At 34.4% G+C, this 14,211-nt stretch carries 11 protein-coding genes; 10 read left to right on the top strand and 1 reads right to left on the bottom strand.

The window, feature by feature from the left end; genetic code table 11:
* Nucleotides 1-30: 30 nt before the first annotated feature.
* Entirely contained in the window at nucleotides 31-1,041 is a 1,011-nt protein-coding gene (locus NST93_RS18035; protein WP_405099451.1) for a helix-turn-helix domain-containing protein, read from the bottom strand.
* A gap of 251 nt (nucleotides 1,042-1,292) precedes the next feature.
* Between NST93_RS18035 and NST93_RS18040 the strand changes: the two genes are divergently transcribed.
* From NST93_RS18040 to NST93_RS18085, 10 genes are all read left to right on the top strand, one after another.
* A complete protein-coding gene (locus tag NST93_RS18040; protein WP_405099453.1) occupies nucleotides 1,293-1,934 on the top strand; it encodes a helix-turn-helix transcriptional regulator in 642 nt (213 codons plus the stop codon).
* Nucleotides 1,935-2,074: 140 nt separating this feature from the next.
* Nucleotides 2,075-2,704, top strand: a complete 630-nt coding sequence (locus tag NST93_RS18045) for a GNAT family N-acetyltransferase (RefSeq protein ID WP_405099455.1) — start codon at nucleotides 2,075-2,077, stop codon at nucleotides 2,702-2,704.
* Nucleotides 2,705-2,763: 59 nt separating this feature from the next.
* A complete protein-coding gene (locus tag NST93_RS18050; protein WP_405099457.1) occupies nucleotides 2,764-3,678 on the top strand; it encodes a hypothetical protein in 915 nt (304 codons plus the stop codon).
* Nucleotides 3,678-5,138 carry a class I adenylate-forming enzyme family protein gene (locus NST93_RS18055; RefSeq protein ID WP_405099459.1) on the top strand — a complete coding sequence of 487 codons (1,461 nt, stop codon included), beginning with the start codon at nucleotides 3,678-3,680 and terminating at the stop codon, nucleotides 5,136-5,138. Before NST93_RS18050 ends, NST93_RS18055 begins: the two co-directional genes overlap by 1 nt.
* Nucleotides 5,117-6,358 carry an aldehyde dehydrogenase family protein gene (locus NST93_RS18060; RefSeq protein WP_405099461.1) on the top strand — a complete coding sequence of 414 codons (1,242 nt, stop codon included), beginning with the start codon at nucleotides 5,117-5,119 and terminating at the stop codon, nucleotides 6,356-6,358. The genes NST93_RS18055 and NST93_RS18060 overlap by 22 nt, the downstream gene beginning before the upstream one ends.
* Nucleotides 6,345-8,030, top strand: coding sequence for a thiamine pyrophosphate-binding protein (locus NST93_RS18065; RefSeq protein ID WP_405099463.1), 1,686 nt, complete (start codon nucleotides 6,345-6,347; stop codon nucleotides 8,028-8,030). Before NST93_RS18060 ends, NST93_RS18065 begins: the two co-directional genes overlap by 14 nt.
* A gap of 256 nt (nucleotides 8,031-8,286) precedes the next feature.
* Nucleotides 8,287-9,540: an MFS transporter gene (locus NST93_RS18070; RefSeq protein WP_405099465.1), complete on the top strand. Its 1,254-nt coding sequence runs from the start codon at nucleotides 8,287-8,289 to the stop codon at nucleotides 9,538-9,540.
* Between the two features lie 62 nt (nucleotides 9,541-9,602).
* Nucleotides 9,603-12,644, top strand: coding sequence for an efflux RND transporter permease subunit (locus tag NST93_RS18075; RefSeq protein ID WP_405099467.1), 3,042 nt, complete (start codon nucleotides 9,603-9,605; stop codon nucleotides 12,642-12,644).
* Nucleotides 12,644-13,309 carry a DUF4097 family beta strand repeat-containing protein gene (locus NST93_RS18080; protein WP_405103949.1) on the top strand — a complete coding sequence of 222 codons (666 nt, stop codon included), beginning with the start codon at nucleotides 12,644-12,646 and terminating at the stop codon, nucleotides 13,307-13,309. The genes NST93_RS18075 and NST93_RS18080 overlap by 1 nt, the downstream gene beginning before the upstream one ends.
* Before the next feature lie 118 nt (nucleotides 13,310-13,427).
* Complete coding sequence (locus NST93_RS18085; RefSeq protein WP_405099468.1) at nucleotides 13,428-13,967, top strand: hypothetical protein; 540 nt, start codon at nucleotides 13,428-13,430, stop codon at nucleotides 13,965-13,967.
* Nucleotides 13,968-14,211 lie beyond the last annotated feature (244 nt).

Raw genomic sequence — 14,211 nt, forward strand, 5'->3', positions numbered from 1 at the left:
GATAACAATTGAGCTTTTTAAATTTCAAAATTAATTAAGAAATGAAGTGGAATATTGCTCTCTGATTATTTGAACTTTATTTGTAAATTGTTCAATTAAATTGTTTTCATTAAGTTCATCAATTTTCTCTATTGCACGCTCCAATGTCTTCTTACCTTCCTTCTCGTTATTCATTTGAAAACTGATTTCTGCTAACGCTAAACTTGTGCGAATATAATATGACATCTTGTCTTCAAGCAAGAAAATGGAGGCAGCCTTCTCAAAATAATGATAGGAACTGTCCAGTTCCTTCTTTTTTTCGTATGTAATACCGATTAAGTGATATAGCTCTCCCATGGAATATAGAAGGTGATTTGACGTCAAATAGTATTCTAATCGATGGCAAATAGCAATACACTGATCATACTCTCCCCAATTATAATGAAGATAGGTGAGGTTATAGGATATTCTTGGATGTAAAGACGTATCCTCTATCACTGGAAGTTTATTTAAAATTCTCATGCCTTCTTTTAACAAATAATATGCGTCTTGATTCTTATCCAATTCCATTAAAACCAATGCCAGTGAGTTCGCAATATTAATATCAAGTTCATTGATTATTTTATTGTTAAGTAACTTACTAAGGAGTTTTTCTGCCTTATTGGGCTGTTGGCTTATTTTATGAATGAGGATTGCTTTCTGCCAGTCTATGAAGCGACGGAAATCATTATCATAGATATTCGGATTATTTTCTGAAAATATCTCCGCTTCTTCGATTAAATATTGAATAGATTGAAATTCTTGTTTATATAGAAATTCCCGGCATAACTTTTTAAGTTTATTTATATATACATAGGAGGTGTTTTCGTCATTAAGAGACAGGACATAGTCAAGAGAGACATTTAATTTGTGACATATTTTCTGCAAAATATCCAACCTGGGGATTTGGAGACCTTTTTCTATACGATAGATAGTTGATTCATCACATATGTTTTCCGCGATGTACTTCCGGGAATAGCCAATTTTTGTTCGAATAAATTCAATGTTTTTTCCAATATCCATCATTTCAACCCCTTTTAATTAGTTGTTACAAAAGAGTGCATAAGTACATATATAACTTAACATAAAAAGGTGCAATAATTAAGTTAATAATTAGAAAAGGGGGAAAATAAGATGAAGTTACTAAAAAAAGCAATGATAATCAGTGTATTGTCGTTATGTCTTCTAAGTAATTTTACTTACGGTTCTGAATTATTTGAAATAATTTTAGTTGATGATCCAATTAAAGGTCATCATTAAGGAGAGATGCCAAGATGATAAAGATATTAGTGGTCAATCAAAACAGGAGGCCCAGTAAGGATTCAAGGCTGCTAAAATTATTATCTGTTAAAGAACACAAATGTTATTTTCTTAATAATTCTACTTCCCTTGCCGACGGTATATTTTTAAACTCCTTTGATGTAGTAATTATTAATCTAACGAAAAATAGCATCGTGAATACTTTGCCGAGCGGAAATTATAAAGTTATTCTAATGGTGGGACAAAATGAAACATATCTATTGCCGTATGTACCTAGCTTTCAAGGTATTGTTCAAAAAGAAAACATAGAAGAGTTGCGTACAGCAATTCATGTTGTTATGGCTGGAGGTTGTTACATGTCTCGAGAAATAAAAGAAGCACTATTTTCTAAAATAAATACTTTTAATAAAGCAAGTAGTTCCGAATATTCAACAGAAGTACTTACAAAAATGGAGTTACGAGTTGCAGAAGAGTTGATGGCTGATAAGACCAATCAAGAAATAGCTGACACTCTATTTATGAGCAAGCGAACAGTTGAGTACCATATAGCTTCCTGTATTCAAAAGCTAAATGTAAATTCAAGAGTAGGACTTGCAATTAAGATTGCACAAGCCAATTACCTTATTGGAAACCCCCATATAAAAGAAATAGTATAATGTGCAATCCGAAAATAGAAACAATAAGCTGAGAGCCTATTAATTGGCTCTTTTTGTCTTTGTTGCGAGAAATACTAGTGTCATGAAAAGAACCAATGTTTATGATGAAAATATAATTATTTATCTGAAAGGGGAAGTCCATGAAAGGTCATTTAGTAAAATTAAAAGCAATCGAAGAAGAGGATTATGAACTGTTTGCCAAATGGGTAACTCCCTCAAAGACGAGTTCTTTAGCCAGAGGGGTTAATGACTTTGCAACTAGCAAGGAGATTAAAGCTGATATTGAATCAGGAAGTACTCGCCATGTGATGGTACTGACACACGATAATAAAAAAATTGGATTTATATCCTGGACACCGCAAAAATATGAAGGCAATTATCTTTTAGGTGGAGTAATTGGAGACCCAGACCTTTGGGATAGTGGCTACGGAGCTGAGGCAGGAGCGTTAATAATGGATTATTTATTCCATCAAAAAAATGCACATAAACTGCAATTTATCAATGGACTTCATAACGCCCGATCTGTTCGTTTCATTATGAAAACGAAGCTCGTTATAGAAGGCATTCTAAGAGACCACTATTTCATTGATGGAGAATATCATGATGCTGTTGTTTCTTCTATATTAAGGGATGAATTTTATGAATACCCAGAAACAGATTCAATTGATTCTATTCCAAAAGAAGAAAAAAGGGCGATACGCCAAGAATTAAATGAATACTTAAGTGATTATTGGAAAGAAGAATGCTTTCCGAAATTAATAGAAAGATAAAATCTGCGTGGGTTGCTGCAGTAAAACACTGATTATCGTGCAAGGAGGTTATTAAGACTATGAATGGAATTGTTTTGCCAGGTTTAGCCCCTTGTAGTTATGAGGATGTCAAGGGGTTTCTTCAAAAAAGTAAATTTGCGAAAAGGCGTTTTGAAGAAGCGAGTGAAGTTATCGGTTACTCCTTATATGAGGCATTTAAGGAATCTAGTGAGTTGGACTATGAAGTGAGAGAAACTTCATTTTTGACTAATACAATCGCCTTATTGGATCATTTTCACGAAGATTTCGACGTTGAGCCAGATATATTAATTGGTCCAAGTTTTGGTGGAATGGCAACCGCTGTAAAAACAGAAAGTCTTACTTATGCTGAAATGATCTGGCTTACACATGAATCTGCAAAAATAGCTAAAGTTTTCTATCAAAACACTGGAGACTTCTATCAAACAATGTTCATTTATAATTTATCGATTGAAGAAGCCAACGAACTCGTAAACGAATTTCAAAGTAAAAACATGTATCTGGAATTGGTTGGAAATTTAGAGAAGGTTATTTGTTTATGTGGATCATCCGAATCCATTAAAATACTGCAGGAAATTATAAATCGCAAATCAAAAGTGATAGCAACTCATACAATGCAGCAGCCAATTCATAGTAAGGTTCTTAGTGATTTAAAAGAAGAACTGAGGGTTGAGGTATTTAATCAGGTTCAGTTTAAACCATTAAAACATCATGTGATTTCAGACGTGAATGGTAATTTGGTACGTGATCCAATGGAGTTTAAGCAAACTTTATTAGATGGTTATGATCATACAGTCCGATGGGATCTTGTAACAAATAGGATGAGACAAATGAAGCTTCAAACCATTTATGTAGTAGGTCCACAAAATATCTTTTCCCAATTATTAAAGAAGCAATGGGAAACGACAGTAATCACTCCAAGAACGGTTCAAAGAAAATTAAAGGAATTAGTATGATGATGGCTGTAAGCAGGGTGTTACAATTTGATAATATTTCCTCTGAAAATAAAATCAAGAACGATATATTGCACTATGTTCATTATCTGGAAGATTCAGGTGTATCAAAAAGTGATCGGGTCATGATTTCAGCAGATAATTCCTACGAATTTATTCTAGCAGTTTTTGCCCTTATTCATATCGATTGTTCCATTGTTCTTGTGGATAGCTCTTTGGATGAAGGAGAAGTGCTGAAAATCGCGAAGCATTCGAATTCTCGCTTTTGCATTTGTGACCGATTTATTCACCAGAATGAAGTGTCTATTCACATGCTAGAGCTATCATATGGTCATTCAACAGAAGAGTTGCTGAAAGGCAAAATTGATATGGGTGCCTGGGAACAGCGTAAAGATGCTTTGATTCTATATACATCTGGTTCAACTGGAAATCCCAAGGGGATAATAAAATCAGGTAAATCATTTTTAATCAATATTAGAGCGACGATTAGAAGAATGGAATACAATCCATCTGATGTACTTCTTCCCCTAATCCCTTTCACACATTTTTATGGCTTGTCGATTATTTTTATCTGGTGGATTACAAAGTGTGATCTGGTTTTATGTAATTACAGAAATATGCGAGCCATCACAAATGAAATCGCAGCTAAGAAGGTAACCGTAGTAGATGCAGTGCCATCCATGTTTTATATGTTAAATCGGCTATTTGCTAAAAGAAGGGACTTGTTAAATAATATTAAAAATTCCAAAGTGAGAATGTGGTGTGTTGGAGGATCTCCCTTATCTAAGAAACTTAGCAGAGAGTTCCACTCGTATATCCAAATGCCATTATTAGATGGTTATGGGTTATCAGAGGCCGGGAATGTGGCTCTGAACATAAAGGGAACAGAATTTGGATGTGGAAAAGCGCTGGAGGGTGTGCAAATAAAGGTAATTAATAGTGATGGAAATGAGCTGCCTTTCGGGCAAACAGGTGAGATCTTGGTTAAGAGTCCCGGTGTAATGGAAAAATACCACAAATTGGAGCAAGCTACGAATTCAGTTTTGCAAAATGGTTGGCTGAAAACGAATGATCTCGGTTATTTCGATCAATCGGGGAATCTTTTTGTTATTGGCAGAAAAGGGGATGAAATTTTAAGAAAAGGCTATATCATTCATCCTGCCAGTATTGAAAAAACGTTAGAAGACAGATTAGGAATTAAATGTAAAGTTGTCTCATTTAAAGATGAGAAAAAAGGATCCATTATCATATTAATGGTAGAAGCGGATGATGATACAGGACAATTGAGAGATAAAATAACTCATTCTCTGGATGCGATATCGAAACCTGACAAAATCCATATTATGAAACACTTCCCGTATCTTAATAATGGAAAGATAGATTACAAATCGATTAAGAACTTATCTATTCAATTAAATAATAAAATAGTGGAGGGAGAAATATGTCAGCTGGAATTACATTAACACTTGAATCGTCTCTATTAGAGCAACGTAAAAAGACAATTGAAGATGTCATCACCTATTTAAAAGAAAATAAAAGCAGTGTTAGAAAAATACTTACGGAAATATCAACCTACCAGACAGCTGAAGATGAGATAGATACATCTATAAGAGTGCTGGAGAATGCATATCGTGAGGTTAAGCTCAATAAGCCAAAGACATTAAATAAAATGACTGTATTTATGCCGTCTAATGTCATTTTATACTCTTATGTTCTTTATCTGTTAATTCCTTCTCTCTATGTGAATGAAATAGAGTTTCGAAGTTCTAGTTTAGTGATTGATCAACTGCGCCGTCTCCATAAACTTTTGGGGGGAATCCACCAGTTACCAATTCAGCTGCAAGAACTTTCTCACAGAAAATTTATTAAAGCATCTGCATTAAGTTCTAACATCGTAGTATTCACTGGTGAATATAAAAATGCAGAGAAAATAAAGTTTCAGCTATCTCCAGATCAACTATTTGTTTTCTTTGGACAAGGCGTAAATCCATTTATTATTACAGAGTCGGCTAATATTGACAAAGCCGTAAAGGATTTAATTAAAGCGCGTATGTATAATACTGGTCAAGATTGTATGGGTCCTGATGCGATTTTCGTCCAAAAGAGTAAATCTCAACAATTTATAGAAACTTTAGTTAATCGGTTGGGAGATCTGAAGATTGGTGAGAACACAGACCCGGAAGCGGATTATGGGAAAATTCATTATTTATCTACACTTGATTCTGTAGGGTCTTATCTGAATGAAAATAGTGAATGGATTGCTTATGGCGGAAATATTAATTATCGAAATAAAGTTATTGAACCAACTGTGTTGCACAGTTCGATAGAAAATGATTTAAAGTTAGAAGAGTTTTTCTCTCCACTTTTTAATGTTATCAGTTATCAATCAATTGATGAATTGAAGAATACATTTCAAAAAGGATACTTTTTAGAAAGAGCTATGGGTGCAAGTATCTATGGTGAAGAAGTTGAAGAAATCTATCAGGAATTGTCTAGAAAACATGTCGTTTCGGTGAATCAGAATCTATTTGATATAGAGAATGGGAATGAACCATTTGGCGGGTATGGCCCAATGGCAAATTATGTATCCTACAAGAATCAATTGCATATTAAACCAATCCTTCTGTCAAATGTCGTTTATGAATTAATGAATGATGAGGAGTATCCAGATGAATCAAATTAGTGTACTGGGAGCAATGGCGTACCAGTTTAAAACTTATGGAATAAAAACAGTATATGGCCTTCCTAGTGATGATCTTCTGTTCATGAAATCCATTCTGAATCATGGAATTGAATATTTCATTGTAAAAGATCAGAGAAATGCATTGTTTATGGCCACTGGTCATGCATTGGCCACTCAGGAACTAGCTGTATGCAATATAGGAAAAGGACCAGCATTAACTAATAGCATAACGGGCATTTTAGAAGCAAAGTCACAATGTGCTCCATTAATAATCATTGCTTCGGGTACGGATACAGTAAAGTATGGAAGTGAAAAGTCCTTCCAGGAAACGACGCAGTTAAATATCGTTAATCCATTAGTTAAATGGAGTCATCGTCTCGAGAACAAAGAGTCTATCGGATGGGTCTTGAAGAAAGCTATTTTTATAGCAACAAACGGTACCCCAGGGCCAGTATATATTGAAATACCTGAAAATCTTGGTGAAGAAACAGTTGTCAAAAGAGAATTCTTTGCAGGTGCTTATACAAGCACAAAACCTGTTCCAAATCCAGACATGATAGAAGATTTAAGAACGAAAATTCAACATTCCAAACGGCCAGTGATTCTCCTTGGAGGTGGCTGCAAAGCGATTGAGGATAAGAACCTGATTATACAATTTGCGGAAAAAATAGGTGCCCCTATTTTTGTAAGTGCCTCTGGCAGAGGAAGTGTAAATGAACATCATCCACTGTTTTGTGGATTAGGCGGATTATATTGTCCAGAAAATATGAAAGCACTCGTCCAAAATTGTGATTTATTTATTGCTCTTGGGAGTGCTCTGGAAGAAACAGTTGTATTTGGCTGGGAAGAAGTTTTGGAAAGAATTGAAACGATAGAAATAAATATAAATGAAGAATGTTTTAATTTAGATATGAACAGTTTGAAGATAGTGGGTGAAGCAGGACTCACGGTAAAAGAGTTATTAAAGCGCTTTAAAGAACCAATACAAAGAGATTTTTGGAAAGAAAAAGTACAGGAATACAAGAGTAGCATGTGGCTGGAAAAAGAAAAAACAACAAGAAATTCTAATCTGCTAAAGGTTGCAGATATTTTGGAGACAATACAAGATAGCAGTACTTCAAGTATTTTTGTGCACGAGAATGGGCTGCAGGATATGTGGTCTTATTTCTATCCTTATCTAATGCTGAAAGAAGAGCAGGATGCAATTGTACCCAGTGAACAGACAAGTTTAGGATTTGGATGTTCAGCTGCAATAGGTGTGGCAAAAGCCAGACCAGATGATACTGTCATTGCATTTGTTGGTGACGGGGCCTTTAATATGTTTAGCGCTGAACTTGTTACATTAGTATCCAATAAGATTCCTGTTATTTATATTGTATTGAGAAATGGTGGATATGGCTGGCTTGAATATCAAAACAATTCTGATCAGCAATCTTTTGTAGATAAAACGATGCCGTTAGTAACAATAAATCATGAGCAGCTATGCCACCTGCGTATTGCTGAAAAAATAGAACTGCAGAAAAGCTGGTCAGAAGCATTGCAACTTCATTCACTAGGCAAAACTGTAATATTCGAAGTTGACATTGAATTAGATGATGTTCCTTCTGCACTAACTAAAATATATGGAGATTTCCCAGAAAGAAGTACATCTATTTCGAGTGTGGACAAATAAAATAAAAAGAAATTAAACCACATCCTTTAAAAAATCCTATACAATGGATTTTTTTTTATTTATTTTTGCGGTAATTTCTGGGTTTTTTATAATTATAAGTTTATACAATAGAACATGAACGATGCAATTATGGAGTTTTGAAGTCAAGAAACCCTCAATCGTCGTATTAACTCGTTGTAAAATGCGTGATCGAAAATTATGTCTGCATGTTTTATTTAGTTTAAAATCAGAACATTCGAGATGGAGGAAGTTTTTAATGAGTGAACTTGCAAAAAGCCCAGAGATAAGAAGTGAATTGCTAAAAAATAAGTCTTTTATATTCTTATTGCTGTCCAGTTTATTTTCTAGTCTCGGGGCGTCTATGTTCCTATTTAGTCAATCATGGTACATCGTGAGGGTTTTAGATCTTGAAGCTGCAGTTGGTCTGGTTATGATTGGCTCAAGCGTGCCACAAATTATATTGCTGTTTATAGGTGGAGTGATTGCGGATCGCTGGAATAAAACGATGTTGATGTTTTGGTCAGATATGACAAGAGTTATCCTTGTTTCTTCACTTGTCATATTCTTGCTGTTTATTTCAGTAATCCCAATCTCTTTATTTGTTGTCTATGCAGTAGTATTTGGTGTATTAAGTGCCTTCTTTTATCCAGCAAGAGACTCTTTAATTCCATTAATAGTAGAGGAGCAGGATCTTACCAAAGCCAATTCAATTATTCAGGCTACGAATCAAGGTTCTTTGATTGTTGGCCCTCTTCTTTGTGGTCTATTAATCATGCATATGAATTTTTTGAGTGTCTTTGCAATTGTTACGCTGATATTGGCGGCAGGAGCAATATCAATCTATTTTATAGATAGGAAAGGAAGTTTCATAATTGGTTTAAATAAGGAAGAACGTGAACAGAATATTAAAAGAGACCTTGTGGAAGGGATAGATTATGTCAGGAAGTCGAGTATATTACAGGGACTAGTTGTTATTTCTATATTAATTAATCTAGTTGTCGTTGGTCCGCTCTTTATGGGGCTGCCGATTTTTGTGAATTCTGTACTGCAAGGAACAGCTTTTGAATACAGTTTAATTGAGGGAGCGCTCTCCGTTGGAACACTGACTGGCGCAGTTGTGCTCTTCGTTACAAATATCAAAATGAAACGGGGAAAACTTACATTACTATCCTTGATATGCCTTGCAATAAGTTATTTCCTGTTCGCACAAACCAGTGTAATCTGGTCTAGTATGATTATGACACTTCTAGTTGGAATATTTGTGCAAACAACTATATTGCCAGTAGTCAGTATCATTCAAAATAATGTTTCCAAAAAGTTTCTAGGAAGAGTAATGAGCTTATTAAGTATTTCAGCAATGGGATTAACACCAGTTTCATATGGATTAACATCATTGTTGCTTTTGTATAACTTTAAGATTGATCAAATTATGTTATATAGCAGTATTCTTTTCTTAATTTTGACGATAACGATATACTTTAAAGCTAAAAATATCAGGGCAGTTGATTAAAAGATTAGTAATGTAAATAAATCATCATGAAATTCTAATACTTGAGGAGTGTGAAGAGAACTGTGAATATATTTAAAAAGATTGTTGAAAGAAAAGTCTTAATCCTTCTAACAGTAATTTTTATTATGATACTTGGATGCTATGCATTATTTAATTTGGATAGTGAATTAACACCAGAAGTAGGGTTAGATAGTGCTTCTATAACAATTCAGGCAGGAGATTTAAATATAACAGATGTAGAACAAAGAATTATCACGCCATTGGAGCAGGAACTACTGGAAATAGAGGGGATAGAAACCTTTGAATCAACTGCTAGAACAGGTGAGGGATCCGTACAAGTTTTGTTTGCAAGCGGACGTGGAGGTGAGTTGGTAAAGGAGGTAGAATCAGTTGTAAATACCTCGATGAGTCAGCTTCCAGAGGTGGAGAGCACGAAGGTGGTTCAGAGCGGCACGGGTACAAACTATGAGTTTATTATGGATATTTCTGGCGGAGATATGAATAAAATATCTTCATTTGCTGAAAATATTTTAAAACCGAGACTGGAAGAATTACCGCAAGTAGGCGATGTAGCATTAGCAGGGATTACAAAACATAAAGTAAATATTATCTTTAACGGAAAAGAGATGGCTCAGCATAGTCTAGATAATTTAGCAGTGATTGATTTAATTCTGCAAATTAATGATGAAGCTGTTTTAGGAGAAATCACTGATGATGGCAGTGAAGCAGCTCTGCATTGGAATACAAGATTTACGAATATAGATGACATAAAAAATATCCAAGTGCCTTCTGAAAATGGAAATATTTCATTGAAAGAAATTGCGGACGTTGCATTAGAACCATTAGAGAATACATCTAATGTTTGGAAAAATGGTTCGAAGGATTTTGTGCTAGTTCAGGTAGCGCGACCAGCTGATGTATCTCAACTTGATATGACGAATGCAGTGCGAGATGAATTAGCAGAGATAAGTAAAGAAGAGTTGGCAGAAGGAATTACATTGAATGAAATCGTAGCACACTCGGATTTCGTAGAGGATTCAATGGGAGATGTAACTGCTAATATTTTGATTGGCGGTATTATTGCAATCGTAATATTGTTATTATTCTTACGCAATATTAGAGCTACATTTATTATAGGGTTATCGATACCTGCATCATTATTATTAACATTTGTTGCAGTTTGGCTGTTGGATTACAGTCTTAATATGTTGACCCTAATTGGTTTAGGATTAGGAATTGGAATGATGGTCGACTCATCGATTGTAATACTTGAATCAATATATCGGAAGAAAGAACAAGGTTTATCGAATCTTCAGGCGGTTTTAGAGGGAACAACAGAGGTTGCTGGTGCAATTATTGCTTCTATCTTAACGACAATAGTTGTATTTGTACCCATTGGATTAATAGGTGGGGATATTGGAAGAATGATGATCATTCTATCTGTTGTTGTATCCATTACACTTATCAGTTCTGTACTGGTCGCATTTACATTAATCCCAGTACTTGCGGAGAAATTAATAAAAATACGCAAGCCAAAGCGATTAAAAAAGCGCAAGAATAAAATTTATAATTGGTATCAAAGTATGTTAACTTGGATAATAAGTAAAAAGCGCCGCAGTTTCGCAGTAGTTTTCATATTTATAGGTGTTTTTTTTACTTCATTTTTACTTGTATCAAAAATTCCTATGAGTATCATGCCTGACATGTTTAATCGTTATACTGAAATTGCAGTTGCACTGGATAATGGGGTTACCAATGAAGAAAAACAGAACCTTGCTGAAGAAATCAATGAACAACTGAAAACCATATATGATGTTGAAGCGAATTATGTGCTTGATCAAGGCAATATGTTTATTATTGTGGCTAACATGACAAAAGGTAACCAAATACAGCAATCACAGGATAAAGTTACGGAAGAAATACTAAGAACCTTACGTGCCTTAAGAGAACACGAGCCAATTCGAAATGTACAAACAGCATTGACTGGTGTCGGCGGCTATCCTATACAAATAAATATAAGTGGCAAGGAATTCGAAGAGTTAGAAATGATGGCAAATGAAATCTCAGAAGAACTTAAAACAATTGATGGGATAGTAGAAATAACTGATTCTATCGAGAATGCTTCTAATATAAAGGAAATTAGATTAAATAAGGAAGCGATGGAAGAGGATGGACTTTCGGAACTGCAAGTTAAACAAGAAGTGGAACAGTATTTGCTTCAAAAACCTATTGGTGAAATGGTTGTAAACAAGGAAAGAATCCCTATACATGTTACAGTGAACCAGGATAATAATACGGAGAATTCCTTGTTGGATTTAAAGATATCTACGTTAAATGGAAACAAAGAATTATCTAATTATATTCATTTAGAGAATAACAATTTACCTGAAACAATAACACACACGCAAGGGGAGAGATATATTTCTGTCTTGGCTGATATTGAAGATAGTGATCTTGGAACAATAAATAGAGAAGTACAAGAAGTAATTTCAAATTATGAGAGCCCAGATGGGTATTCTGTTTCTATTGCTGGTGAATTAGAACAACAAGATGACTTGTTAAATGATATAATATTCGTATTAGTAATTTCAATATTCTTAGTATATTTTGTAATGGCTGTACAATTTAATCATCTTGGACATCCGCTTATCGTTTTATCTGCTGTTCCATTATCAATTATAGGAGTTATCCTTGGGTTGTTTATTACACAGAAGGATCTTAACTTGATGTCTGGAATGGGAGTGATTGTTCTAGTAGGAATCGTCTTGAATAATGCAATTCTACTTGTAGATAGAACCAACCAACTAAGAAAAAAAGGTTATCCATTAGACGAGGCAATAGTTACTGCTAGTGAAAATCGAATAAGGCCAATATTTATGACAACACTGACCACAGTTGGTGCTATGTTACCTTTAGCATTAGCAACTGGAATGTCTGCAGACTATCAAGCACCACTTGCAACAGTAATAATCTCTGGGATGTTATTTGCAACGGTAATAACATTGGTATTAGTTCCGTCTATTTATAAATTAATATCCAAGCAGAAGACTAGAGTTCGAGTTGAGAAATCAGAAGAAAATTTATTACAGGAGGAAATTAATTGATGAATAAACAATATATATCTATTATTACCATTATCATTATGTTTTTAACGGGATGTGGATCATCTGATGAGAGACAGACGCAAATGGCTGAAATAGATGATATTGATACGATATATATTGAGCATGGCAGCGATAATCTGCTTCTCAAAAGTGCTGATCAACCTAATGTTGAAGCTTCATATGGCGAACGCGGTGTAACTTTGGATAAAAGTGATGGAAGTATAACTTTGGGCATCAAAAATAGAATGATAAAAATTGGTCCTAAGTTAAATTTGGATGACGCATTTCAAGTAACAATTCCGAATGATTATAAAGGGGATATAGTTATAAGCGGAGATTCGGGAGAGGTTTCTTCAGATGAGCTTACAATAAGTGGCAATCTGGATGTCAAGACTAAAAGCGGAGATATTTCAGTCGCTTTTGCAGAGATTCAAAGTGATATTCAAGTTGTTGCTGCTAGTGGTAAAGTCGAATTAATATTAAATGAGGAACAGCCTGATGTTCAGCTTAAATCTAAAACTAAGAGTGGAAGTAATACAATCATCATTCCTATTTCGTTGAATGAATCGGAAGGTGGAAAAGAGATTGAGGGTATATCAGGTGAGGGAACTTATGTCATTGATATTGAAACAACATCTGGTGATGTAACAGTTAAAAGTGATTAATTTATTATGTTTAAAAAGAATCTAAATTATATGAGTGGTATAATTAAAGAAGAATTTTTGCTTAAGTCTGATAAAAGAGTGTTTTATAATTAAAATGAAATAGGTTTGAGGTGGTCTTTTGAATTTCATCGCTTGGCTGATCGTTGCTTGTGAAATAGCCTTTTGGGTAGTAATTATTTTAGGGTTATGCCTAAGATATATATTTAAAAAAGATAAGCTTGGTTTATTTTTCCTAGCTTTAACTCCTGTAATTGATTTGCTCTTATTAATTATTACTGGTATGGATTTATACCGGGGAGCTACCGCAACAGCCGCGCATGCGATTGCTGCAGTTTATATAGGGGTTTCCATAGGTTTTGGAAAGAGTATGATTAAATGGGCTGACGAGAGATTTCGTTACTACGTCGCAAAAGAAGGTACAAAACCAATTAAATTGTATGGAATGGAGTATTCTATCCACAATTTAAAAGGATGGGGAAAACATGTTCTTTCTTATGTAATTGGAGCCGGATTTTTAGCGGGGCTCATTTATTTAATAAATGATGCTGATCGAACAGAAGCATTGTTAAGAGTATTGCAAGTATGGACACTTGCATTAGGTATAGATTTCATTATTACAGTTTCATATTTTATCTTTCCGAGGAAAAAGACTGTTTAACTGCAAAAGGAATAAATAGTTGAATTTAAATGGTAAAATACGTGATATAAATTTAGTTGAAGTTCAATTGAAGCAATGTAAGGAATGAAAAAGCTATTATTTACCTGTCACAGATTTCTGCGGCCAAACCATAATAGCTGCTTATCATTTAATCTTAATCGGCATGGAACTCTCTATCTCTATCATTGATAATTACTTTTAAACAAGCAATGCATACTTAGTATGTATTGCTTGTTTGTTGTTT

Source organism: Oceanobacillus sp. FSL H7-0719, from assembly GCF_045040795.1.
In the GTDB taxonomy this organism is placed as follows: domain Bacteria; phylum Bacillota; class Bacilli; order Bacillales; family Amphibacillaceae; genus Oceanobacillus.